The sequence below is a fragment of the Marinobacter sp. 2_MG-2023 genome (assembly GCF_030546935.1).
Taxonomy (GTDB): Bacteria; Pseudomonadota; Gammaproteobacteria; order Pseudomonadales; family Oleiphilaceae; genus Marinobacter.
Genome location: NZ_JAUOPH010000001.1, coordinates 684,731 through 708,014, shown reverse-complemented (window position 1 = coordinate 708,014; position 23,284 = coordinate 684,731). Strand labels below are relative to the sequence as shown.

General features: G+C 53.4%; 22 protein-coding genes. 15 read left to right on the top strand and 7 right to left on the bottom strand.

From position 1 onward, the window contains the following. Positions 1–91 precede the first annotated feature (91 nt). The 7 genes from Q4501_RS03115 (at position 92) to glpK (ending at position 8,917) form a co-directional block, all read left to right on the top strand. The gene (locus tag Q4501_RS03115) at positions 92–1,129 is read left to right on the top strand and encodes an NADP(H)-dependent aldo-keto reductase (RefSeq protein WP_303594076.1); all 1,038 of its coding nucleotides are present in this window, start codon (positions 92–94) and stop codon (positions 1,127–1,129) included. Between the two features lie 241 nt (positions 1,130–1,370). Then, a complete protein-coding gene (locus Q4501_RS03110; protein ID WP_303594074.1) occupies positions 1,371–1,691 on the top strand; it encodes a hypothetical protein in 321 nt (106 codons plus the stop codon). A gap of 219 nt (positions 1,692–1,910) precedes the next feature. Further along, positions 1,911–4,121, top strand: coding sequence for an acetyl-CoA hydrolase/transferase C-terminal domain-containing protein (locus Q4501_RS03105; RefSeq protein ID WP_303594073.1), 2,211 nt, complete (start codon positions 1,911–1,913; stop codon positions 4,119–4,121). Continuing rightward, positions 4,121–4,588: a peptidylprolyl isomerase gene (locus Q4501_RS03100; protein WP_303594071.1), complete on the top strand. Its 468-nt coding sequence runs from the start codon at positions 4,121–4,123 to the stop codon at positions 4,586–4,588. The genes Q4501_RS03105 and Q4501_RS03100 overlap by 1 nt, the downstream gene beginning before the upstream one ends. Before the next feature lie 175 nt (positions 4,589–4,763). Beyond that, on the top strand, positions 4,764–5,501 hold the full coding sequence (locus tag Q4501_RS03095; protein WP_303594068.1) for a response regulator: 738 nt from the start codon (positions 4,764–4,766) through the stop codon (positions 5,499–5,501). Positions 5,502–5,565: 64 nt separating this feature from the next. Beyond that, positions 5,566–7,134: an ATP-binding protein gene (locus tag Q4501_RS03090; protein WP_303594067.1), complete on the top strand. Its 1,569-nt coding sequence runs from the start codon at positions 5,566–5,568 to the stop codon at positions 7,132–7,134. A 301-nt stretch (positions 7,135–7,435) separates the two neighbouring features. Next, the gene (glpK, locus tag Q4501_RS03085; protein ID WP_303594066.1) at positions 7,436–8,917 is read left to right on the top strand and encodes a glycerol kinase GlpK; all 1,482 of its coding nucleotides are present in this window, start codon (positions 7,436–7,438) and stop codon (positions 8,915–8,917) included. An 8-nt stretch (positions 8,918–8,925) separates the two neighbouring features. Here the strand turns inward: glpK and Q4501_RS03080 are convergent, their stop codons facing one another. Both Q4501_RS03080 and argF read right to left on the bottom strand, forming a co-directional pair. Next, positions 8,926–9,999 (bottom strand): ABC transporter ATP-binding protein, encoded by a 1,074-nt coding sequence (locus Q4501_RS03080; RefSeq protein ID WP_303594065.1) that lies wholly within the window; start codon positions 9,997–9,999, stop codon positions 8,926–8,928. A gap of 5 nt (positions 10,000–10,004) precedes the next feature. Further along, positions 10,005–10,919: an ornithine carbamoyltransferase gene (gene argF / locus Q4501_RS03075; protein WP_303594063.1), complete on the bottom strand. Its 915-nt coding sequence runs from the start codon at positions 10,917–10,919 to the stop codon at positions 10,005–10,007. A 243-nt stretch (positions 10,920–11,162) separates the two neighbouring features. On the opposite strand from argF, the gene grxD reads away from it, so the two are divergent. Then, complete coding sequence (gene grxD, locus Q4501_RS03070) at positions 11,163–11,489, top strand: Grx4 family monothiol glutaredoxin (RefSeq protein ID WP_303594061.1); 327 nt, start codon at positions 11,163–11,165, stop codon at positions 11,487–11,489. 16 nt (positions 11,490–11,505) lie between these two features. On the opposite strand, the gene Q4501_RS03065 is transcribed toward grxD, so the two are convergent. The 5 genes from Q4501_RS03065 to Q4501_RS03045 all read right to left on the bottom strand — a co-directional run bounded on the left by Q4501_RS03065 (position 11,506) and on the right by Q4501_RS03045 (position 17,683). After that, entirely contained in the window at positions 11,506–12,255 is a 750-nt protein-coding gene (locus Q4501_RS03065) for a TonB family protein (protein ID WP_303594059.1), read from the bottom strand. Between the two features lie 84 nt (positions 12,256–12,339). Then, entirely contained in the window at positions 12,340–14,538 is a 2,199-nt protein-coding gene (locus Q4501_RS03060) for a DUF1631 domain-containing protein (protein WP_303594058.1), read from the bottom strand. 217 nt (positions 14,539–14,755) lie between these two features. Beyond that, positions 14,756–15,358 (bottom strand): Yip1 family protein, encoded by a 603-nt coding sequence (locus Q4501_RS03055; protein ID WP_303594056.1) that lies wholly within the window; start codon positions 15,356–15,358, stop codon positions 14,756–14,758. Positions 15,359–15,510: 152 nt separating this feature from the next. Continuing rightward, entirely contained in the window at positions 15,511–16,794 is a 1,284-nt protein-coding gene (locus Q4501_RS03050) for an HlyC/CorC family transporter (RefSeq protein WP_303594054.1), read from the bottom strand. A gap of 82 nt (positions 16,795–16,876) precedes the next feature. Next, positions 16,877–17,683: an inner membrane protein YpjD gene (locus tag Q4501_RS03045; RefSeq protein WP_303594052.1), complete on the bottom strand. Its 807-nt coding sequence runs from the start codon at positions 17,681–17,683 to the stop codon at positions 16,877–16,879. Positions 17,684–17,864: 181 nt separating this feature from the next. Here Q4501_RS03045 and ffh point away from each other — a divergent pair, with 181 nt between their 5' ends. The 7 genes from ffh to Q4501_RS03010 all read left to right on the top strand — a co-directional run bounded on the left by ffh (position 17,865) and on the right by Q4501_RS03010 (position 23,251). Continuing rightward, the gene (gene ffh, locus Q4501_RS03040) at positions 17,865–19,253 is read left to right on the top strand and encodes a signal recognition particle protein (protein ID WP_303594050.1); all 1,389 of its coding nucleotides are present in this window, start codon (positions 17,865–17,867) and stop codon (positions 19,251–19,253) included. A gap of 165 nt (positions 19,254–19,418) precedes the next feature. Then, positions 19,419–19,658: a 30S ribosomal protein S16 gene (gene rpsP, locus Q4501_RS03035; protein ID WP_303594049.1), complete on the top strand. Its 240-nt coding sequence runs from the start codon at positions 19,419–19,421 to the stop codon at positions 19,656–19,658. 26 nt (positions 19,659–19,684) lie between these two features. Beyond that, complete coding sequence (gene rimM / locus Q4501_RS03030; RefSeq protein WP_303594048.1) at positions 19,685–20,212, top strand: ribosome maturation factor RimM; 528 nt, start codon at positions 19,685–19,687, stop codon at positions 20,210–20,212. Positions 20,213–20,215: 3 nt separating this feature from the next. Further along, positions 20,216–20,974, top strand: coding sequence for a tRNA (guanosine(37)-N1)-methyltransferase TrmD (gene trmD, locus Q4501_RS03025; RefSeq protein WP_303594047.1), 759 nt, complete (start codon positions 20,216–20,218; stop codon positions 20,972–20,974). Positions 20,975–20,999: 25 nt separating this feature from the next. After that, positions 21,000–21,356, top strand: a complete 357-nt coding sequence (gene rplS, locus Q4501_RS03020; RefSeq protein WP_303594046.1) for a 50S ribosomal protein L19 — start codon at positions 21,000–21,002, stop codon at positions 21,354–21,356. Between the two features lie 115 nt (positions 21,357–21,471). Next, positions 21,472–22,374 carry a site-specific tyrosine recombinase XerD gene (gene xerD, locus Q4501_RS03015; RefSeq protein WP_303594045.1) on the top strand — a complete coding sequence of 301 codons (903 nt, stop codon included), beginning with the start codon at positions 21,472–21,474 and terminating at the stop codon, positions 22,372–22,374. A 145-nt stretch (positions 22,375–22,519) separates the two neighbouring features. Next, positions 22,520–23,251: a DsbC family protein gene (locus Q4501_RS03010; protein WP_303594044.1), complete on the top strand. Its 732-nt coding sequence runs from the start codon at positions 22,520–22,522 to the stop codon at positions 23,249–23,251. The last annotated feature ends 33 nt before the right edge of the window (positions 23,252–23,284 follow it).

The following is a 23,284-nucleotide window of genomic DNA, read 5'->3' as shown; positions in this document are numbered from 1 at the left end:
TTCACTATGAGAGAGCTGAGTGACAGTTACGCGACACTCCTGCGACGTTTTCATTACTCGCTCAATAATCTGAAGCGGAGACGCTAACGCTATGCAAACCCGAAAGCTTGGAAGTACCGACATTGACGTCAGCCTGATTTGCCTGGGAACCATGACCTGGGGCGAGCAGAACACTGAGCAGGAAGCTTTTGAACAGCTGGATTACGCGACCTCTGAAGGTGTGAATTTTATTGATGCGGCAGAAATGTACCCGGTGCCGCCGCGTGCAGAAACCCAGGGGCTGACTGAAACCTACCTGGGCAACTGGCTGGCGCAACGCGGGCGCCGCGACGATTTGGTGATTGCCTCGAAAGTCGCCGGGCCTGGCAACGGATTGAGCTATCTGCGCAATGGCCCCCGCCTGACCCGCAATCATATTATTGAAGCTTGTGATGCCAGCCTGAAGCGCTTGCAGACGGACTATATCGATCTTTACCAGGTGCATTGGCCGGACCGTAACACCAACTTTTTCGGCAAGCTTGGTTATGAACACGACCCGAAAGAGAAGTTCACGCCGATAGAGGAAACACTGTCTGCCCTCGGAGAGCTGGTGGATGCGGGAAAGGTGCGGCATATCGGGCTCTCCAACGAGACGCCCTGGGGCATTATGGAATATCTGCGTCTGGCCACAGAACTAGGCTTGCCGCGGATCGCCAGCATTCAGAACCCCTATAATTTGCTGAATCGGTCTTTTGAAGTCGGTACCGCGGAAATTGCCCATCGGGAGCGTACTGGCTTGCTGGCCTATTCACCTCTGGCCTTCGGGATGCTATCTGGCAAATACATGGGTGGTAAGTGGCCTGAAAAAGCACGCCTTACACTCTTTGAGCGCTTCAGCCGCTACAACAACGGGGGTGGTGCGGATGCAACTCGCGCCTATGTTGAACTTGCCCACCAGAACAATCTTTCCCCGGCTCAGATGGCCCTGGCTTTTGTAAACAGCCGGAGCTTTTTGACCAGCAATATTATTGGTGCTACCACCATGGAGCAGCTTCAGGAAAACCTCGGCTCGCTCAGCGTGCAGCTAAGCCCGGATACACTGGAAGCGATTGAGGCGATTCACGGGGAGTTTACCTATCCTTGTCCGTGATGAAAGATACGGCTTGGTTTGATTATAAATTATTGAATAATATATCTATTTTTGTTTTGGTCAGGTTGGCTGTTACATTCTGCAATACAGGGGATCATTTTTTGACAAAAAGTGAGTGAAGCTGTGACAAAAAGGCGTCGCAATTGTGTGCAATTTCACATCTTTTCGCCGCTCAGGGGTTAGACTTTAGGCTATGGTATAAGTAAACTTCTGATCCGGTTGAAAGGTCATCGCAAACATCATGATTATTCGCATATTTATCACATTGCTGGTTCTCAACGTCGCCGCGTTTGTAGTTCGCGCCGAAGCTGCTGGGCACGGGTTTGATGAACTGAGCGAAATCATGACCACTGAAGACGTCTACGAGCTACAGCAGCGGATGTCTGGCGATTATGATGACGACGCTGATGCCGTTGCCGAAATCGGATCGCGCTTGCTGAGTCTGTCGCTGGTTCGTAGCGAGAGTACGGGCAAGCAATACGCCTCTCAGCCTGCGCAGGCCGACCATGGAATTGCACTTTTGAATGAAGGCGCCTGCCTGAATCTGAAGTGGAACTTCTGATCCCGATTATCGCACCCCTGCATTTTTAGTTCGCCGTTAATTCCGCTGCAAGATCTTGTCTCGCTCGCTTTGAGCGAATGTTTTGCCTCCTCGTTTTTCTATACCGTCTGATCAAGACCGGTTAAAGGTCGTATTCATGATCTGATGCATTGTCTGATCACATAGGTCATGTGATGATCCTCATATTATAAAAGCTGATCGACCAATGAGGGTTTTGATATGGCGGTAAACAGCATTGAGCGTTTGGATGACACGGAACGTTGTGTGGATGAAGTAATCCGCCGGGTTGGCAAGAAGATTACACTGGGCTTGCCCTTGGGGCTCGGAAAGCCGATCCGCTTTGTGAATGCGCTTTATCAGAGGGCAAAGGACGACCCGGAGATAGATCTGCGGATATTCACTGCGCTTTCACTGCTCGCCCCCTCCGGTAGTTCCTCTCTGGAAAAGCGCTTTATGGGTCCGATAGCGGAACGCCTTTACGATGGCATCCCGGACCTGCAGTACGCTCAGGATGTCAGCAATAACCGGTTGCCCTCCAATGTTCAGGTTTCGGAGTTCTTTTTCAAAGCCGGCAGTGCCCTCAACAATCGGAGCCAGCAGCGCCACTACATATCCACGAACTACACGCACGCGGCGCGCGATCTGATGGATATGGGGGTAAATGTAGTCGCCCAGATGGTTGCGCCGGGTGAATTGCACGACGCTCCGGGCATGGTGAGCATGAGCTGTAACCCGGACCTGACTCTGGATCTTGTCCCAATGCTCAGAGATCTGGAGGCAGCGGGTTCCCCGGTAGCTATCGTAGGTGAAGTCAATCGCCAGCTACCCTGGTTTGGTCGTGACGCCGCTATATCCGAAGACCAGTTCGATATGATTTTTGAACACGAGGCTTCGGAATATCCGATGTTTTCCGCGCCCCAGATGGCCATAAGCCCGGAAGACCATTTGATTGGCTTTTACGCCAGTACCTTGTTGAAGGATGGCGGCACCTTGCAGCTGGGAATAGGATCGCTTGGCGCGGCGCTTGTGCATAGCGCCATTTTGCGCCACAAGAATAACGATGCCTGGAAGGCTGTTTTTGACTATCTGAAAGTCGCGGAGTACTTCCCCCTTGCAGTAAAAGAAGGTGGTGTCGGGCCGTTTGAGCAGGGGCTATACGGCTGCAGCGAAATGATGGTGGATGGCTTTCTGTATCTTCTGCAGGAGGGTATTCTCCGGCGCGAAGTTTATGACCATGCCGATCTGCAAACGCTGATTAATAACGGTGAGATTGGGAGTGCTGTTTCCCTGACAACTCTGGATGTTTTGCGACGTGAAGGGCTGATTGACTCGCCCTTGCGCGCCCGCGACGTGAACTGGCTGACCCGTTACGGGATTCTGCGAAATGAAGTTGAATTCAAAGGTGGTCGCTTGCGGGTAGGTGACCATACGCTGGATGGTGATCTGGATAAGCCTGAGTCCAGGGAGGCTATTGGGGCCCTGGCGCTAGGGGACAAGCTAAGCGGTGGTGTTGCCATGCATGGTGGCTTTTATCTGGGGCCCAAACAGTTCTATCAGTTGCTGCGCGAGCTCTCTGATGAGGACCGTGATCGAATCTGTATGACCAGCGTTAACTTCATTAATCATCTTTATGATCACCGCTTCGGTAACCAACGTCTCAAGGCCGCTCAGCGTGTTCATAGCCGGTTCATAAATACTGCAATGATGTACACACTTAGTGGCGCTGCAGTTTCGGATGGGCTTGAGGATGGTCGGGTGATCAGTGGCGTTGGAGGTCAGTACAATTTTGTGTCTATGGCGCATGAGCTGCCCGGTGCTCGTTCTATTATCGCCTTGCGCAGTACCCGCAAAACCAAGGGTGAGGCGGTCTCGAACATTATATTCAACTACGGCCACTGCACGATTCCCCGTCATCTCCGTGATGTGGTGATCACCGAATACGGAATTGCTGACCTGCGCGGTCAGCCGGATGAGCAAGTCTATCTGCGCCTGATCCGCATTGCGGATTCCCGTTTTCAACAGTCTCTGCTTAGCCAGGCCCAGAAAGCCGGGAAGGTTGATTCAGCGTTCCGGCTTCCGGAGAGTTGGCTGAACAATACGCCAGATGCCATCGCAAAGTTGTTTTCAGAGGCTGGCGGCAAAGATTGGTTTCCGGCGTTTCCCTTTGGTCGGGATTTTACCGATCAGGAGCTGGTATTGGGTAAAGCCCTTAAGAAACTCAAGTCTGAAACGGCGAGCCGCCGTGGTAAACTATTCACTCTCTTGCAGGCTCTTCGGGCCAAAGATGAAGAGGGCCGCTACACAGAGCTACTGCAACGAATGGGCCTTGACCAGCCTTCAGGGCTGCGTGAAAAACTGGATCAACGCCTTGTGGTCCACGGCCTGCAACTGACAGAAAACCCATCGGATACAGGAAACTCGAAACCCTGATGCAAGATTCCCAAAAAAGACCGGACGTTTTTACTGTTCACTACGTGCTGAAGAACAAACTCGGCGAGTTGGTTGATACCTCAGAGGGCAGTGAGCCTCTGCATTTTCTCTACGGCAGCCCCGATATTATCAAGGGTATCCAGGAGGCAGTGAAAGATCGTAACGCCGGGGATTGTCTTGAGGTAACCGTGCCGCCTTCCATGGCTTATGGTGAGCACAGGGAAGATCTGGTGCGGAAGATTCCCAAGTCGATGTTCGAAGGTGTGGAAAACCTTCAGGTTGGAATGAAGTTCCAAACCAACACAGGCGACAATGCGCAGATTGTTCAGGTTATGGGCATTGACGGTAACCTTATTCGGGTTGATGCCAACCATCCGTTAGCTGGCTTTACCCTGTATTTTGATCTGGAAATCATTGGGCGCCGTGAGGCGACAGACGAAGAAATTGCCCAGGGCCGGCCGCTATAACAACTGAGTTGGCTTCGTTCCGGTTGCGGTGAATCCGGCCAATCTATGTGACTGGGTGTAACTGATGGAACGTTCCATGTATATTTTTGAATAGCATGTATAATTGCTGTTACATCAGGTTGTCTGTATCGTCGGAGACAGATGGACAACTGAACTTGGAAAAATAAAACCAGAGATGGACCGCGTGGAACAGACGAACGAAAGTTGGCGAATTCTTATTGTCGAAGATGATGAGCGGCTGGCCGAGCTGACCCGGGAATACCTCGAGAGTAACGGCTTGGCTGTAACAGTCGAAACGCATGGAGGCCCGGCGGTTGAGCGCATCCGCAACGAGCAGCCAGATCTTGTGGTGCTGGATCTGATGTTGCCCGGTGAAGATGGCCTTTCAATTTGTCGCCGTGTAAGACCGTTTTTTTCCGGCCCTATCATCATGCTCACTGCGCGCACGGATGACCTGGACCAAGTGCTTGGTCTTGAAATGGGCGCGGATGATTACATCGGTAAACCCGTCAAGCCCCGCGTGCTTCTGGCTCGAATTCGCGCCATGCTGCGCCGTGTGACAGAAAATTCGCAGAATAATGCGGATGAAGCTGGCGGCGAGGAACCTACCCGCCTGCAATTCAACGACCTGGTTGTTGACCGCTCCATGCGTGAAGCCTGGTTGAGTGATGTCAGTATCGATCTGACCAGCGCTGAGTTTGACCTGCTCTGGTTGCTGGCCAGCAATGCCGGAAGGGTGTTGAGCCGGGAAGAGATTTTCACCGCCTTGCGGGGCATCGAATATGATGGTCAGGATAGATCCATTGACGTCAGGGTCTCCCGGATTCGCCCGAAAATCGGCGATGACCCCATCCATCCACGCAGGATCAAGACGGTTCGAAGCAAAGGCTATCTGTTTGTAAAGGAAGCCTGACGGTTCAGTCTTCATCGCCGGCTCGGGGTTTCCGGCCGGCGTATTCCTGCCAGGGTTCGTTGACATGCCCCTGAAGTTTTACCTCAAGTTATACGTCCGCCTTGCCGGTCTTGCTGCACTGGTGGTTCTGCTTTGTGTTGTCCTTTTTACGGGTATCAACTCCGTACGTTCTCAGTTCTGGCATGAGCGGTTCTCTGAGCCATTGATGCGCTGGCTGGCCTCCTCGCCTGCACCGGAGCAGCAGTATCACTGGCTTGTCTCCCAATATGACTTCAAAGCTGCAGGTGCCGGGGAATTGTCGCTCTCTCCGGTTATTCGTGAGCGGTTGGGCTATGGTCAGGTGGTAGCCGTGGAAGATAGTCTGGGTTACCGGTTTCTGGCGAGCGGGTTCCATGGGGAAGCCTTGCAGCTAAGGACATCTGAGCCCTATCAGGATATAGCTGTTGCCTCTGCGCAGATTACGCGGATGCACCTCGATGCAATTGGGGCGGAAGAGCGGGACGACGCCTCTGAGCGGCTGGCGGCAGGACTGAATCTATCCATTCTGAGAATCCAGGGCCCCGGGGCTTTACCGGATGATGCGGTTCTGGATCGGGTGCACAGCCGCGGTTCCGTTTTCTATCAAGACAAAGGTAAGGGGCGGGTACTTGTGCAGCTGGCTGATGGCGAGCTGATTCAGGTCACCCTGCCTGCGCCCTTTAACCCTTGGGCATGGCCAGTCATTCTTATGTTAGTGGTGGTGTCAGGTAGTGTGCTGGCGCTGTCGCTGCTTCTTGCGCTTCGTTACCTGGACAGCAACCTGCGCAAAGTCGAGTCTGTTGCGGTACGGATTGCGCGGGGTGAAATGGGTGCTCGTGTAGAAGCCGGAGAGGGCACGATTGTCTCTCGATTAGCGGTGTCGTTTAACGGTATGGCTGAGCACATACAGCGGCTTGTGAATGTTCAGCGTGAAATGATTCATGCGGTTTCCCACGAATTGAGAACTCCGGTCGCTCGTATACGTTTTGGCGTACAGATGATCGAGGATTGCCAGGGCCAGGAAGCTCTTCAGAAACAACTTGATGGTATTGATGGGGACATTCAGGAGCTTGATGAGCTGATTGACGAGATCCTGACGTACGCACGTCTGGAACAGGGTGGCCCGGTCTTTTCGCTACAGGAAGCTTCTATAACCGATATTGTGAAGCAGGTTGTAGAGGAGCAGCAGCGTGTTCGCCCAGCTCTGTGCATCGAAGGTGATATCGATGAAGCGACGGAACGTTGGGCTATGGCTGACGTAGAACCACGCTACATCCATCGTGCTATCCAGAATCTTGTGGGGAATGCCGGGCGCTATGCGGCGGGTAAGGTGCTGGTCCGTTGCCACATTGATGAGGACCATTGTCGGATCGATGTGGAAGATGATGGCCCGGGTATACCGGAAGAAGAGTGGGAGAAAGTGTTTACCGCATTTGCCCGGCTTGATGACAGTCGTACCCGCACCTCCGGCGGGTATGGGCTTGGCCTTTCTATAGTGCGCCGTATACTTTACTGGCATAACGGGCAGGCGTTCGTGAGCCGCAGCGACAGCCTGGGTGGCGCTCGCTTTAGCCTGGTCTGGCCGCGTAAAAAACCGTTGGAGCCAGGTTGTTGATGAGAGTGTGAGACAGGTCTCAGGCTCTCACCTGATGTAACAAAGCGGCTACACAAGGACTACTGAACTTTTTGCAGGTGAAACAGATAATCAGGTTGTAAGAGATGACTTCTACGTTGTGGTTCTTACGAATTTTCCTTGTTTCATTCGTCATTTGAGGGCCGGTTTCCGGTCCTTTTTTTTCTTTTTTGCATACCCTGCACCTTCTTTCCGGGGTTTCTCTCCCGAATCCTCGCCAATGCTCTTATTTCCTGGAACCTGCTGCTAGAATCCGGTAAACAATCAGACGCCAGGATTCGTAATGACCCGATATCTGCTTGCCATTGATCAGGGCACCACCAGTTCCCGTGCGATCGTGTTCGACCAGAGTGGTACCAGTGTTGCTGCAGATCAGCAGGAATTTCCCCAGTACTTTCCCAGTGACGGCAGGGTTGAACATGACGCCACCGAAATCTGGGAGAGCACCCTCAGTGTATGTCGAGGTGCGCTTGAGCAGGCTTCAGTTGACGCCTCGGAACTCGCAGGAATCGGCATTACCAACCAGCGCGAAACTACGGTTATTTGGGAGCGGGCGACAGGTAAGCCTATCCATCGCGCGATTGTTTGGCAGGACAGGCGCACAGCCTCACTGTGTACCAAGCTTAAAACCGACGGCCATGAAAGCGCGGTCGTCGAGCGTACCGGCCTGCTGATCGATCCTTACTTCTCTGCCACAAAAATTGCGTGGATACTTGATAATGTGGAAGGTGCCCGTGCTCGGGCCGAGGCTGGTGAGCTTGCGTTCGGCACGATAGACAGTTGGCTACTCTGGAATCTGACGGGAGGGCGCTCGCACTATACGGACGCCAGCAACGCGTCCAGAACTGCGCTGTTCAATATTCATGAACAGCGTTGGGATGATGAGCTGCTATCGCTGTTTCGTGTCCCGTATTCGTTGTTGCCTGATGTTCTCGACAGTGCGGCGGATTTTGGTGAAATCGAGCCTCATTGGCTTGGTGCGCCGGTCATGGTGGCCGGGATCGCGGGTGATCAGCAGGCGGCACTGATAGGGCAAGCCTGCTTCAAGCCAGGAATGGCCAAGAGCACCTATGGCACGGGGTGTTTTCTGGTGGCCAATACAGGCTCGAAAGCAGTGCGCTCCGAGAACCGCCTGCTAACTACAGTGGCTTATCGTCTTGGTGGCAAACCCTGCTATGCGGTGGAGGGCAGTATATTTGTGGCTGGCGCCGCCATGCAGTGGTTGCGTGACGGCTTGAAGTTGATAAGCCATGCCAACGAATCCTCCGTCCATGCGGAAACCGTGGGCGTGGAAAATTCGGTTTATCTGGTGCCCGCGTTTACCGGGCTGGGTGCTCCCCACTGGGATCCGCACGCTCGTGGCGCCATCATGGGGCTGACACGGGATACGGGGATTGGTGAGATAGTTACGGCCGGGCTGCAATCTGTCTGTTACCAGACCAAGGACCTGGTCCGGGCAATTCTGAATGACGGGGCAACTCTGGGGTCACTAAGGGTCGACGGGGGTATGGTTGTCAATGACTGGCTGATGCAGTTCCTGGCAGATATTCTGAACGTTACGGTTGATCGCCCCCGGGTCACAGAAACGACGGCTTTAGGCGCGGCTTATCTTGCCGGCCTGCAAACCGGTGTTTATGAGAGCCTGGAGCAGATTGCGGAACTCTGGGAGTGTGAGCGGCAGTTCCACTCAGAAATGCGCCCCGCGCTGCGTGAATCGTTGTACGCGGGCTGGCTGGATGCGATAGAGAGGGTCAGCAACAACTGATCCTTTGATCAGCTGTTGCGTTCGAAAGCGATGAGGTGGTCGGCTTCGACCCGCACCGGTACTGTCTCGCCCAGGTGAAAGTCCAGATGACTTCTGAACAGTGCCTCAAATTCGGTATCTTCAGAGCAGCGGAACCGGTAAAGCGTGGAGGTGCCCGCAAAGGTCTTCTCCACCACTTTCGGGCGCAGGTCTGATTCCGCATCGTAGACAATGTCATCAGGCCGGATAAGCACGTCTACCAGAGTGCCGGGAGGCCACTTGTAGGCCCGGTTTCCGTGAATGATACCCAGTTCAGACTCTATGATGTCCGGCCCCACGGCTTTGCCCGGTATAAATCCACCTTGTCCCACAAAGCTTGCCACAAAGCGATTCACTGGCTCATGGTAGAGGTTGTAAGGCACGTCCCACTGCTGGATCTTGCCACTTTGTAGTACGGCTACCTGGTCGCACATTGCGAAGGCTTCCTGCTGATCGTGAGTCACCAGAATGGCGCTGATGCCAAGGGTTTTCAGGATTTCACGAACGTCGAGGCTGAGCCTGCGGCGCAGGTCTGTGTCTAGGTTGGAGAAGGGTTCATCGAGCAGAATCAGTGTCGGCTCAGGGGCGAGCGCCCGCGCGAGGGCAACCCTTTGCTGCTGGCCGCCGGAAAGTTCATGGGGGTAGTTGTCTGCCAGATCCTGCAAGTGGACAACGTGAAGCAGGTCCATAACTTTCTGCCGCTTCTCGGCTTTGTCCAGCCCGCGTAATCCGAAGCCCACGTTGTCGGCGATGCTCAAATGTGGAAACAGAGCATAGTCCTGGAAAACCATACCGATGCGACGCTTTTCGGGCGCCAGTGTTCTTCCGGGCAGGCTTATCTGTTGGGATTGCAGGCGTATCTCACCGCCGGTCAGCGGAAGAAAGCCTGCCAAAGCCCGCAATATCGTACTTTTTCCGCAACCGCTGGGCCCGAGCAAGCAGCCGATATCTCCGTGGCTGAGTGCGAAGTTGACGTCTTTTACAACAGCGTCTCCGCCGTATCCACAGGTCAGATTGTTTACTTCGAGCAACCAGTTGTGAGCGGTGTTGTCGGGCGAGCTCATAAATCTTAGTCCAGGCGGTTCAGGATCAGGAATTCCAGCAGGGCTTTCTGGGCGTGAAGCCGGTTTTCGGCTTCGTCCCAGATGACGGAATTCGGGTGCTCTATCATATCAGCAGAAATTTCCTCACCACGGTGAGCGGGCAGACAGTGCATAAGCAGTGCGTCTTTTTCCGCTACAGCCATCAGCGCCTGGTTGATCTGATAGTTGCTGAACGCTTTCTCACGGGCCTTCTGTTCATCTTCCTGGCCCATCGAAGCCCATACATCGGTAACCAGCAGGTTTGCGTTGCGCGCAGCGTCCGCTGGCTCACGCATGAGTGTGACTCGGTCACTGTGGGCCTTCACCAGTTCTGGATCTGGCTCGTAACCTTCGGGCGTTGCGATGTTCAGGTGAAAATCGAACTGTGTGGCTGCATTAATGTAGGAGTGACACATATTATTGCCATCACCAATCCAGGCCACCGTGGCGCCTCTAATGCTGCCGCGATGCTCGCGGTAAGTCTGCATATCGGCCAACAACTGGCAGGGGTGGAAATCATCGGTCAACGCGTTTATAACCGGTGCCCGTGATGCTTTTGCAAACTTTTCAACGGTTTCATGAGCAAAGGTGCGGATCATCACGGCATCCACCATGCTGGAGATGACGATCGCAGAGTCTTCTATAGGTTCCCCGCGGCCCAACTGCGTGTCCCGTGGAGAAAGAAACATTGCAGAGCCACCCAGTTGGGTCATACCCGCTTCGAACGAGACTCGGGTGCGAGTTGAGGACTTTTCAAAAATCATCGCCAGCACGCGATTTTTAAGTGAGTCCCTTACCTTGCCTTGGCGCCATTCGTTCCGGAGCCTGGTTCCATGATCCACAAGGCTCTCCAGCTCGTTGGTGGTCATGTCATTCAGTGTCAGAAAATGCCTTGCTGCCATAGGATGGCCCTTACCGTAATGAAGCCTTGGATGAGTGAAAAGTTATTGATGAAAAAAGGGGGCATCAAGTCTAGCCCTTCGCGCCATTGATGACAACGCTGCGGTTTGGGGGCTTGCTCTGCGTCAAATTGCAGAGTTTGTTGAGGGGCTCGCCAGAAGTGTACAATGGTTTTCAATAGATCAGATGCAACAGCGTAAGAAAGCGCAAGACACTGTTCCGTTTTCAATTAAAGGTGAATGTTCATGGACATCAACGAAACCATTAAATCGCAGCTCTCGGAAAACCCGATTATCCTATACATGAAGGGGTCGCCTCAGGCTCCTCAGTGCGGTTTTTCTGCCAAAACGTCACAGGCTCTGATGGCGTGCGGCGAACGTTTTGCATTCGTTAATATTCTTGATAATCAGGAGTTGCGCGAAGGCCTGAAAGTTTATTCAAGCTGGCCTACTTACCCTCAGCTGTATGTTAACGGCGAGTTGGTAGGTGGCTGTGACATTATTATGGAAATGTCTGAGAACGGTGAGTTGGCGAAGCTGGTCAAAGAGGCTGCCAAACAGACTGAAGCCTGATTATCTTTTCTGCTTTTCAGAGCCGCGACGGAGCAAACACCAGTTTAACTTCGAAGCGGCTCTTTCCGTTCTCATCGGGCGGTGGTTCAGGGTAGGGGCTGGCAGCAAGTGCGGCCCGGTATGCTGCGGTATCTATCTGCTCGATACCTGTCGATTTGATTACTCTCACTCTGGTAAGTGCTCCATTCCCCAGTAGACGAAGTTCCATCTCCATGCTGTGCGAATGAGTCAATTCCCTGATGGCAGGTATGCGCCGGCTTTCAAGCTGCGTAGCCAGGTGCATGGCAAGTTTGATCAGGTAAGGATCCTGTTCGGAAGGCGATTGCGTAATTCTGGTCGTGTTTTCTTTGCTTTGGCTGTCTGGCGACTGCTTGCGGGCGCCAGATTTTGATGGCTTGTGTGCAGGGCGTGAGGGTGTTGCGGGCTTCGCGAGTTCAGCTGCGGTGATCTTTTGCTCAGAGCGGTTGGCTGTCAGCACGGGTTTTTGCTGCGATGGTTCGCTTTGGTCTGGCGTAGCCTCAAATGGTGGATTGCGCACGAGGTTTTTCCCGTCTCGGTCTGTCGTATAGATAGATGGCGGGGTCTCGGGAGCAATGCCCGCTGCGACCAGTTCGAGTTCGAGTTGCTGTCGGTGATTGACCGGAGGATCCGGAACGACGTAAGGAATGCCAGATAGCAACAGCGTGTGAATCAGGAAAGCGGTTGATAGGGCGAGCGCGATCCGATACTTCGCCGGAAGGCTATTGTTGCTGCCATGTTCCAGCATTGACCTCAGGTTACTCCATTATTACCGGATGATCAGCTGCGCCGAATCTGCGGACCCTCAGGTTAACCGAGGATCCGCGCCGGTTCAGGCAGTTTTGCTGCGCAGGGAGCCGACAACGGCGTCCAGTGCCCGATCAATGAATGCGCCTTGTTCCAGCAGAGTCATTCTTCCACGCCGCATTTCGTGGGCAAGTTCAACGCGTGTCTTTTCAATGACTTTCAGGCCCATGCGATTAACAAAGACGAAGCAGTCGGCTTCTTCAATGATCGCCGAGAGCTTGCACCGGAAACTTGCCCCATTTACCAGACGGAACTCCACCCAATTGCCTATCTCGATGCCGTCGATCTGTGCAACAAACTCAGCGATGGCCGCATCCTCGGGCTGAGGCTGCATATGGCTCTTGAGGTCATCCTGCTCAGGCTCCTGTGTCGGAGATTCCTCAACAAGCTCTGCACTGGAGCTCGCACGGAAGGCCTCCGCCAGTTCGTGCTTGAGCTGGCTCATGGTCTGGTCAAGTTTCGAGGCGTTATACGAAACCTCTTCCAGCCCAGCGCGCAGTGACTTGAGGAGGCCGGGCACAACGCGAACCCACTGATCCCTTTCTGCGTCTTCCTGATGTGGATGGAGGCACCAGATCAGGTCATCAACAACTTTCACGCTTTCCTGCCAGCGGTGCTCCACGTCGTCACGAAGATAGGCCAGGAACATAACGCGGCTCCAGCCATTGACCAGAATGTTATAAGTAGGCTCCGGTAGCCGATAACGGGCTACGCGTTCTTTGATAACCCGGTCTACCAGTTCCTGTGCTTTCTGGGACTTGATGCGCCCCCGCTCTGATTCACGAGTACGTTGTTCTACGAGAGATGCTTTACGATTTTCCCGGGCCAGAAACTCTTCAAACTCATCGTTAAGCGTTTCAAATAAGACGATGTCTCCGTCGAACTCGTTAAGGATCCTCTGCACGATCCCGTGAATCTTATCGTAAAGCTTGTCTCTGGCTTTCTCGTCGCTGTTGCTCCAGCCGATGCCTGCACGGGCAAGAGCGTTAAGCAGCTTTCGCGCAGGGTGTGTGGTCTTGCTGAAAAAGCTCTTATCTTTTATGACGACCTTGAGTATAGGTATCTGCAGTCTGCTTATCAGAACCTGAACCGGGGCAGAGAGATTGTAGTCATCGAGGATGAACTCAAAAAGCATGGAAACAAGGTTGATCAGATCCTCATCGACCTCTTTGAGTGCGGGCTTTTTGCCATCGCTGGTATTAGCCTGGGCAAGAATCTGTTGCACCACATCGCGAACATCAATGGTAAGCGGCTCACCCTCGCTGAGGTTGTTTCCTGTGTCAGTATCCTGAGTAGAGAAGGGCAATGATGCCAGCAAACTTGCCAGTTCATTCCCCCCGATAATCCGGATATTTGGATCATTCTGCCGGGATGGTATACCTGCGTTCGCCCGCTGACGGGCCAGTAACTGATGAATCTGTTCAAAGACGGCATTGCTGCCTTCTGCGGCCTCCCGGCGGTTTTCCTCTGATCCGTCCGGAGCCTGGGCGGTCGATTGGCCGTCAGGTGCAACGTGCTGTTCTCCGGTTTTGCCGTGATAACGGAAATTCGGGATAACACCTGCCTGAATAAGAATTCTGTTCGCCTCATCCAGAAGCATGCCCAGGTTGGATACAACGTATCGATCAAACTGCTTGAGCAGGATTAAGCGTTCGCGGATCTGAATTTCCAGGGCCTGAATGGCTTCAGTAAAGGCACTGCACAGGTGCTCTGGCGCCATGGGGTTTACCGGCGCTTCGTCAGTAGCGCCTTCGTAGACCTGGCTGAAGCGGGTCTGGAGCTGCAAAAGAGGCCCCTGAAAATGCGCCTTGGCTTTGGTGATCATGGCGTTCAGCGCAACCTGTTCTTCGAGGTCATCATTACCGACCAGTGCGAGGTTGTCCGCATTTGCCTGCCGCCCAAGGGCGTCTTCTTGAAATGAGCCAGTATGAGGTGGGTTGGAAAAAAACTGCGCAACTGTATTCTGGAAGTGGCGCTCTACACCTTTTCGCTTGATGCGAATTTCCCGCATGGCTTCAAAATAGCGATTCTGTTCATTGTTGCTGCGGGCGTTGTTGGCCAGCTCGAACAGCGAATCATCAACGGCATCAAAAGCGCCTTGCAACAGGTCACCCAATCCGGCAACAACGGTGTCGCGGATGCGTGTGACCTCCACAGGAACCGGCTGGTTGCTTCCTGCCTCTCTGTGCTCACGGAGGTAATGTATGCCGGACTGCTTATTCATGGCCGACTCCTGTTTACGGCTCAACCGGGTACATGACCGAGCTTGACTATCTATTTTTTGATTATAGGGCTAATTCTTGATTATAGATTAAATTTACCGCATTTTGGGTTGCGTTAACATGAATAAAAACTAACCCGAGTGCTTATTCTAAAAAATAAAGGGTGCTCCCATGGAGCACCCTTTCTGGTTTACTGACACGAATGCCGGGCTCTAACCTTCATGATACGTAAATCGGACCGATTCCTACGCTCCAGATCACGACGCTGATAGCAAGTAGTGCAACAAACATCACAAGCCCTACGGTAAGTACAGCTGTGGCAAACATGAATCCGCGCTCTTCCGGAATTTTCATCAGGATGGGTAGGCCTTCATAAAGCAGGTACACCGCGTACGCGATAGCAACGAGCCCGGCCAGCATATTTATCCAGATGTTCGGGTAAGCTGCGATAACGCCTATCAGGAACATGGGTGTGGCGGTGTAGGCGGCCATTGTAACCCCCCTTGGTGCCTGATCCGCCGCGTCGTAAGTTGCTGCAAAAAAATCAATGAACTTGCCGAGAATGAAGATGCCGGCCAGCATGGCCGCGTAGAACAGCACGGACAGGCTAAGCGCGCTATCGACAGAGAGGCGCGTAACTTGGCCATCACCGATTTGCCAGCCTACTTGAGTGGTTCCGATGAAGCCTGCAAGAGCAGGTATAAGTGCGAGAAGTAATACGTGTCCCGTGTATAGGCGAGTAACAGATTCGGATTCTTTTCGAATCGCCTCCCACTGCTCGTCAGGGTGGGTCAGAAGGCCAAAGGTATGTGTCAGACTCATGGACAAGCTCCTTGCGATTATTATTTTTTGAACTCACCCTCAGTGTTGGTGGTAGTTTGATATGCGTCAAGGAGATGGTTAAATTTTGATCTTCCAAGAAGAGGCTGCGCTATAACCGGAACGTCTATCAAGCCTGACCGGAAAGGGAATTGTCAGGCCATGGATAGCGCGCGTTTTTTGCGCTTTTTCGGATGTACGATCGCTGCTTTTACAACATTGTCCTTGATTTGGAGAACTTCGACCCGATGCCCGTCTACTTTCAGGCAAACGTTGGTGTCCGGAATATTTTCAAGGGTTTCTGTAATAAGGCCGTTCAAGGTTTTCGGGCCGTCTGTAGGCAGTTTCCATCCCAGAGTCTTGTTGATGGTGCGTACGGCGGTCGTGCCGTCAATAATGAAGGTGCCGTCCTCCTGCGGAATGATGTCGGGACTCGTCGCCGCATAATCCGTTGTGAACTCGCCAACAATCTCTTCGAGAATGTCCTCCAGGGTAGCGAGCCCGAGTACATCGCCATATTCGTCCACAACTATCCCGAAACGACGCTTGCCTTTCTGGAAGTTGATGAGCTGAGTGTTCAGCGGGGTACTTTCAGGAATGAAGTAGGGTTCCTGGCAGAGCTGCATGATCATGGCTTTATTGATTTCTTCCTCTTGCAGTAATTTGGTTGCGCTGCGTAGGTGCAGAATGCCCTGAATGTCATTGATGTCGCCTTTGAAAACCGGCAGTCGGGTATGCTGGCTGTTCCTCAGTTGGCGCAAAATAGTGTCCGTGTCGTCGTCCAGGTCTATGCCGGAGACTTCGTTTCGCGGCACCATGATGTCGTTTACCGTCACTTTCTCCAGGTCCAGGATGCTCACAAGCATATCTTTGTGCTTCGCTGGAATCAGTGCGCCGGCTTCGTTCACCAGAGTTCTTAGCTCTTCCCGGCTCAGGTGGTCGCTGGCCGCGTCATTCGGAGAAATTCTCAAAATTCTCAGGATGGCTCCTGTGAACAGGTTCACGGCCCAAACGATCGGGTATAGAACCTTCAGGAGCGGGCCGAGCACGTAGCTCGCCGGGAATGCGATTTTTTCCGGAAACAGGGAGGCCAGGGTCTTGGGTGTGACTTCGGCAAAAATAAGGATAACGATCGTCAGGAGCAATGTCGCAATGGCTATGCCGGCATCGCCCCAAATGCGGATTGCAATGACCGTGGCGATAGACGACGCCAGGATATTGACGAAGTTGTTGCCAATAAGAATGATGCCGATAAGTTGATCGGTGCGCTGCAGCAACCCCTGTGCCCGTTTTGCGCCTTTATGGCCGGTTTTCGCCATGTGTTTGAGGCGATACCGGTTGAGTGACATCATGCCGGTTTCAGAGCTGGAGAAAAATGCCGACAGCATGATCAGCCCGACGAGAATAATCGACAGCGCAGTAAGCGATGTACCGTCCAAACCAGGGGTGTCCTTATGTTGCTGACAAGTAGCGAAAGTAGGTTGTGATTGTGTCTGGTGTCAAGATGTTAAGGGCGGGATATCAACCGCCCTTCTGGAATACCAGTTCGATGGCAAACTTGCTGCCATAGAAGGCCACCATAAGCAGGGCGCACCCGGCCAGTGTCCAGCGGCTTGCAGTCATGCCGCGCCAGCCTTTTGTATAACGCCCTACAAGCAGTGCGACGAAAACCAGCAGTGACAGCAGCGAGAATATAGTTTTGTGGGCAAGATTCTGGGCAAACAGGTTTTCTATAAAAATGGCGCCCGTCACGATGGCGAGAATAAGCATGACAACGCCTGCCCATAGCATTTCAAAAAGCAGGGATTCCATGGTTTGCAGTGGTGGCAGGTTGCGCAATATCGAGCTGTTATAGTTGCGCTTCAGTTGGCGGTTCTGGAAATAAAGCAGGGTCGCCTGTATAGCCGCCAGAGAAAACAGGCTGTAGGCTGTAACTGACAGTGCGATGTGAGAAAGTACGCCATAGCTCTCATCAGAAACCACCCGCGAGGGTGTGTGCGTGACCAATGCCATGATGATGGTCAGGGCTGCTAGAGGATAGACCCCCAGAAAGAGGCTTTGAACCGGCTTTTTGAGGTTGAGTCCCAGTAAAAGGAAAACGATTAGCCAGGAAATCAGTACCGAGCTTTTGAACAAGCCGAAGTCGACACCGCCATCGTGGAGAATAGTCTGGGTTATCAAAACTCCGTGGGCGGTAAGAGCCAGCATGCCGATAAGTGTCGTAATGGCAATGTTGCTGTGCACGCGTCCACGAAAATGAAGCGCCTGCAAGGCGGTGCCGACGCTGTACAGAAAAAGAGCGGTGACCGCGAGAATCAGCGTTCCCATGACTTCCTTATAAACCACTGTGCTGGCTGGAGATCGGCAGGCATAGCTGCCGATTTGACCGGGTTGGTCGTTTCAGGACGATAGTCTGGTTATAATGTCGCGATTATGCAACAGGAATCAAGGAGCCGAAGCCGGCTCTGAGGTTTGTGCACTCAATTTATCCGGGGTACGGAAGAGCAACATGTTTGAAAACCTCCAAGACCGACTTTCCGGTAGCCTGCGCAAGATTTCCGGTCAGGCGCGGCTCACCGACGACAATATAAAGGACACTCTCCGGGAAGTGCGCATGGCGCTGCTTGAGGCAGACGTTGCCCTGCCGGTGGTAAAAGACTTTGTTGAGGGCGTCCGGCAGCGCGCCATTGGTCAGGAAGTCCAGCGCAGCCTTACCCCGGGACAGGTGTTTGTAAAGGTTGTCCAGCAGGAGCTGGAGCGGGTAATGGGTGAGGGGAATGAAACCCTCAATCTTGCCGTTCAGCCGCCCGCGGTAGTTATGATGGCCGGCCTTCAGGGCGCGGGTAAAACGACTACGGTTGCAAAACTGTCGCGTTTCTTGAAAGAGCGACAGAAAAAATCGGTCATGGTAGTGAGTGCTGACGTCTATCGCCCGGCGGCTATCAAGCAGCTGGAAACCCTGGCAGGTGAAGTGGGTGTTGAGTTTTTCCCCAGCAGTGCTGACCAGGATCCTGTCACCATCGCTGAAGGCGCGGTTGCCGCCGCCCGCAAGAAGCACATTGATGTAGTGATTCTGGATACCGCCGGGCGTTTGCACGTTGATGAACAAATGATGGGCGAGATCGGTCGCTTGCATAAAGCCGTCAAGCCGGTTGAAACCCTGTTTGTGGTTGATGCCATGACAGGTCAGGATGCTGCAAACACGGCCAAGGCATTTAACGACGCTTTGCCGCTGACTGGCGTAGTGCTGACAAAGACCGATGGTGATGCCCGCGGCGGTGCGGCACTGTCTGTGCGGCACATTACCGGCAAACCCATCAAGTTTCTTGGTGTTGGCGAAAAAACCGACGCCCTTGAGCCGTTTCATCCGGATCGGGTGGCGTCGCGCATTCTTGGTATGGGCGACGTGCTCTCTCTTATTGAAGAGGCCGAGCGCAAGCTCGATCAGAAAAAGGCGCAGAAGCTCACCAAAAAGATCAAAAAAGGCAAAAGTTTTGATCTTGAGGACTTCCGTGACCAGCTTCAGCAAATGAAGAGTATGGGTGGAATCGGTGGCTTGATGGACAAGCTGCCGGGCATGGGGCAGATGGCTCAGGCTGCCCAGCAGCAGGTTAACGATAAGTCGATGGGGCAGCTGGAAGCGATTATTTGTTCGATGACCGCAAAGGAGCGCCGTTACCCGGATGTCATCAACAACTCCCGCAAGCGCCGGATTGCGACTGGCTCCGGTACGCAGATACAGGATGTGAATCGTCTGCTCAAGCAGCATAAGCAGATGCAGAAGATGATGAAAAAGTTCAGCAAAAAGGGCGGTATGGCGAATATGATGCGCGGTCTGGGTGGTATGATGCCGCCGGGCGGTGGCGGCGGTGGGATGCCTCCGTTTGGTCGTATGTAAAAAGCCTTACACGGAAAACCTAGAAACAGTCTGTTTCCCTGTTTTCTTTGAAGCGCATTTAGCATAGAATAGCGCCCCTTTCGAGTATGGGTCTCCGCGTTAACCACCATTGTGGTAGGCGTGAAACGTACAAAGTTCGTATTAACAGAACAGGATATTGGTTAAATGGTAACAATCCGTTTGGCTCGTGGCGGTTCCAAGAAGCGCCCGTTCTATCATCTGACAGTAACCGACAGTCGCAGAGCACGCGACGGCGCCTTCATTGAGCGCGTTGGATTTTTTAACCCGATCGCCCGCGGTCAGGAAGAGCGCCTTCGTGTTGATCGCGACCGTGTAGATTTCTGGATTGGCCAGGGTGCACAAACCAGCGATCGCGTTGCGCAATTGCTCAAGGCTGCTGTGTAAGTTTTACTGACCACCGGGGTTGTTGTATGACGCAGAATCCTCAGGAAACTGTAGTCGGTCGGATTACCTCGGTATTTGGGGTTAAAGGGTGGCTCAAGGTTTTTTCCTTCACCGACCCCAGAGAAGGAATACTGAACTATACCGACTGGGTTCTTGATCTGGACGGCAAACGTATTCCTGCAAAGCTTGAGGAAGGTCGTCGCCAAGGGCAGGCGATCGTTGTCAGGCTTAAAGGTATTAACGATCGTGAGCTGGCTCGCACTTATTGTGGGGCCGAGGTCAAGGTCCCGACTGCTGAGTTGCCCGAGCTCCCCGAAGGGGAGTTTTACTGGCTTCAGTTACAGGGTCTTGATGTGTTCACGGTTGAGGGTGAATGCTTCGGTCGTGTGGATCACCTGATAGAAACCGGTTCCAATGATGTCTTGGTGGTGCATGCTACAGCAGGCTCCATTGATCAGCGCGAGCGCTTGATTCCCTATCTTCCTGATAAGGTCGTCCGGGAAGTAGATCTGGCAGAGCGTAAAATGGTCGTAGACTGGGATCCGGAGTTCTGACAGGTGTGGATTGGTGCAGTAAGCCTGTTTCCAGAGATGTTCCAGGCGGTAACAGATTACGGGATAACAAGCAGGGCAGTGCGCGACGGTCTTTTGACCGTTAATAGCTGGAACCCTCGCGAGTTCACCCATGATCGTCACCGTACTGTTGACGACAGGCCTTACGGTGGTGGCCCCGGCATGCTGATGAAAATTCAGCCGCTAAGGGATGCCATTCACGCAGCGAAAGAAGCTGCGCCTGGGAAAGCTTGCGTGGTTTATCTTTCGCCTCAAGGCGAAACTCTGAGTCAGGCTGTTGTTGAGTCGCTTGCTGCAGAAGAACATTTGATTCTGGTAGCAGGTCGATATGAAGGTGTTGATGAGCGCCTGATAACGGCAGAAGTCGACCGGGAAATATCACTGGGAGACTTTGTACTCTCTGGTGGCGAACTGGCAGCTATGGTTGTCATTGATGCGGTTACACGCCTCATCCCCGGAGCGCTGGGTCATGCGCAGTCGGCAGAGCAGGATTCTTTTGCTGACGGTTTGCTGGATTGTCCGCACTACACCCGGCCCGAAGTATACGAAGGTCAGGCGGTGCCGGATATTTTGTTGGGCGGTCACCATGATCAGATCCGGCGTTGGCGACTCAAGCAGTCGCTGAGGCGAACCTGGGAGCGACGCCCCGACCTGTTGGAAAAGCGGGTGCTTACGGGCGAAGAGCGTGAGCTACTGGGTGAGATTTTAAACGAACCGTGTGCCTCTGAATCATCAGGGCATTAAAAGATTGGGTATCAGGAGCATTACGATGAGCGGCAAGAACAACATCATCAATCAACTCGAAACAGAACAGATGACCAAGGAAGTCCCCGCGTTTGCGCCGGGTGACACCGTGGTTATTCAGGTTCGTGTTACTGAAGGCAACCGTGAACGTCTGCAGGCGTTCGAAGGCGTTGTTATTGGTAAGCGTAACCGTGGCATGAACTCGTCGTTCACCGTGCGTAAAATTTCTTACGGCGTCGGCGTTGAGCGTACGTTCCAGACCTTCTCCAAGCTGATCGACAGCATTTCAGTGAAGCGTCGTGGTGACGTGCGTCAAGCCAAGCTTTACTACTTGCGTGACCTTTCTGGTAAGGCAGCACGTATCAAGGAAAAGCTGGGCTGATCAGCCATGTGCTGAGCAACCTTGCAGTGAAAAAGGCAGCCTTAGGGCTGCCTTTTTTGTTTCTGGCGAGCCAGAATATACCTTTGTGAATATAGAGTTGCCAGAGGGCTACGGGGTGAGACCAGAGGATGAAGCGGTAATTGTCCGATTTGTTGATGCAGTCTGGCTTGAGGACGGCCTGGGTGAGAAAACCCGGCAGGCATATTGTAGCGACCTGCAGCGGTTGGTCGTCTGGCTGGAAGGTCAGCCTGGGCAGCCCCTTCTGACGGAAGTGCGACGGACGGATTTGCTGGCGTGGATGGCCAACGGGCTCGCTCAGGGCATAAAAACGTCAACGGCGGCCCGCCGGCTCTCGGGAATTCGCCGGTTTTACCGGTTTTTACTTCGGGAACGGTTGATCGCTGAAGACCCCACGTTGCGCATAGACAGCCCACGCCTGCCGAGACGATTACCGGACTCCCTGACCGAAGAGGAAGTAGACGCTCTCCTGGCAGAACCTGACCCCGACTTACCGATTGAGCAGCGGGACAAAGCTATGCTGGAGATTCTCTACGGCTGTGGCTTACGGGTGTCTGAGCTCACAGGTTTGCGTGTTGACCAGGTAAATCTCCGCCAGGGTGTCATACGCGTTACCGGTAAAGGCGATAAGGAGCGTCTGGTTCCCTTGGGTGAAGAGGCAGTGGACTGGCTTGAACTGTATATGAAAGAGGGGCGCCCTGAACTGCTGAAGGGTCGGGCCTGTGATGCGCTGTTTCCTGGCAATCGGCCGACTGCGATGACCCGGCAAACCTTCTGGCACCGGGTGCGGCATTACGCCATCCGTACAGGTATCCGCAAGCATCTCTCTCCTCATACGCTCAGGCATGCCTTTGCAACCCATCTGCTTAACCATGGTGCCGACTTGCGTGTAGTTCAGATGTTGCTGGGTCATTCGGATCTTTCGACAACGCAGATTTACACCCATGTGGCGCGCCAGCGCCTGCAATCCTTGCACCAGGCCCATCATCCTCGTGGTTGAACCTGAGATTATTAGGTAAGGTAGCGCTTTGAACTTTTGTGGCGGCTTGGTGTCGCAGAGTTGGTTTTTTTGATTGTTTCCTGGCTAGTGTGAGTGTTTCCGCAAGCTTGATTAAGTACCCTACTGAAAAGGTGTGTTTGCCAGAATGAATGTAAAACGTTTTTTTATGGTGGCCGTGATGGTGGCTGGCGTGTTGGGTTCACCCTTCAGTGTTGCGGGTGATGTAGAAGACCGTATCAGTGAGCGTCTTTCCAGTGCCGTTCCGGGGTTGAAAGTATTGTCTGTGAAGGAATCCGAAGCGAAGGGGCTTTATGAAGTCCAGAGCAACAACGGCGATACCATCTATACAACGCAGGATGGCCAGTACCTGCTGACCGGGGACTTGCTCAAAGTTACCAGCACTGGCATCGCGAACGTTACGGAAGCGGCAAGAGCTGCGGATCGTCACGAGATCATGGAAAGCTATGGCGATGAAGGCGTTATCAGTTACAAGGCCAGTGACGAGAAAGTGGTGATTGATGTGTTTACCGACATTGACTGCCCGTATTGCCGCAAGCTTCACGACGAAGTTCCGCAGCTTAACGATTACGGAATTACAGTGAATTACTATGCGTATCCGCGCTCAGGGCCGGGCCAGCCATCGTTCGTGAAGTATGTGTCTGTCTGGTGTGCAGAAGATAAGGAATCAGCGATGGACGCTGCCAAAGCCGGTGATGCGGTTGCGGCGGCTACCTGTGAAAATCCGGTGCTCGAGCAGTTTGAGCTTGGTCAGCGCGTAGGTGTAACCGGCACCCCGGCTATTGTGCTGGAGGATGGCAATATTGTGCGTGGTTATGTGCCTGCGAAGAACCTTGCCGAGGGGCTGGGTCTGCTCTAAGGCCTTTTCGAACGGCAGTGCACTACGAGCCGT

What these genes read in the sequence shown, in the direction of transcription:
- rpsP (WP_303594049.1), top strand. Translation starts at nt 19,419, where the DNA reads ATGGTAACAATCCGTTTGGCTCGTGGCGGTTCCAAGAAGCGCCCGTTC.
- grxD (WP_303594061.1), top strand. Translation starts at nt 11,163, where the DNA reads ATGGACATCAACGAAACCATTAAATCGCAGCTCTCGGAAAACCCGATT.
- glpK (WP_303594066.1), top strand. Translation starts at nt 7,436, where the DNA reads ATGACCCGATATCTGCTTGCCATTGATCAGGGCACCACCAGTTCCCGT.
- Q4501_RS03105 (WP_303594073.1), top strand. Translation starts at nt 1,911, where the DNA reads ATGGCGGTAAACAGCATTGAGCGTTTGGATGACACGGAACGTTGTGTG.
- Q4501_RS03080 (WP_303594065.1), bottom strand. Translation starts at nt 9,999, where the DNA reads ATGAGCTCGCCCGACAACACCGCTCACAACTGGTTGCTCGAAGTAAAC.
- ffh (WP_303594050.1), top strand. Translation starts at nt 17,865, where the DNA reads ATGTTTGAAAACCTCCAAGACCGACTTTCCGGTAGCCTGCGCAAGATT.
- Q4501_RS03055 (WP_303594056.1), bottom strand. Translation starts at nt 15,358, where the DNA reads ATGAGTCTGACACATACCTTTGGCCTTCTGACCCACCCTGACGAGCAG.
- Q4501_RS03090 (WP_303594067.1), top strand. Translation starts at nt 5,566, where the DNA reads ATGCCCCTGAAGTTTTACCTCAAGTTATACGTCCGCCTTGCCGGTCTT.
- Q4501_RS03095 (WP_303594068.1), top strand. Translation starts at nt 4,764, where the DNA reads ATGGACCGCGTGGAACAGACGAACGAAAGTTGGCGAATTCTTATTGTC.
- Q4501_RS03110 (WP_303594074.1), top strand. Translation starts at nt 1,371, where the DNA reads ATGATTATTCGCATATTTATCACATTGCTGGTTCTCAACGTCGCCGCG.
- Q4501_RS03065 (WP_303594059.1), bottom strand. Translation starts at nt 12,255, where the DNA reads ATGCTGGAACATGGCAGCAACAATAGCCTTCCGGCGAAGTATCGGATC.
- Q4501_RS03100 (WP_303594071.1), top strand. Translation starts at nt 4,121, where the DNA reads ATGCAAGATTCCCAAAAAAGACCGGACGTTTTTACTGTTCACTACGTG.
- Q4501_RS03060 (WP_303594058.1), bottom strand. Translation starts at nt 14,538, where the DNA reads ATGAATAAGCAGTCCGGCATACATTACCTCCGTGAGCACAGAGAGGCA.
- argF (WP_303594063.1), bottom strand. Translation starts at nt 10,919, where the DNA reads ATGGCAGCAAGGCATTTTCTGACACTGAATGACATGACCACCAACGAG.
- Q4501_RS03115 (WP_303594076.1), top strand. Translation starts at nt 92, where the DNA reads ATGCAAACCCGAAAGCTTGGAAGTACCGACATTGACGTCAGCCTGATT.
- Q4501_RS03010 (WP_303594044.1), top strand. Translation starts at nt 22,520, where the DNA reads ATGAATGTAAAACGTTTTTTTATGGTGGCCGTGATGGTGGCTGGCGTG.
- rimM (WP_303594048.1), top strand. Translation starts at nt 19,685, where the DNA reads ATGACGCAGAATCCTCAGGAAACTGTAGTCGGTCGGATTACCTCGGTA.
- rplS (WP_303594046.1), top strand. Translation starts at nt 21,000, where the DNA reads ATGAGCGGCAAGAACAACATCATCAATCAACTCGAAACAGAACAGATG.
- Q4501_RS03045 (WP_303594052.1), bottom strand. Translation starts at nt 17,683, where the DNA reads ATGGGAACGCTGATTCTCGCGGTCACCGCTCTTTTTCTGTACAGCGTC.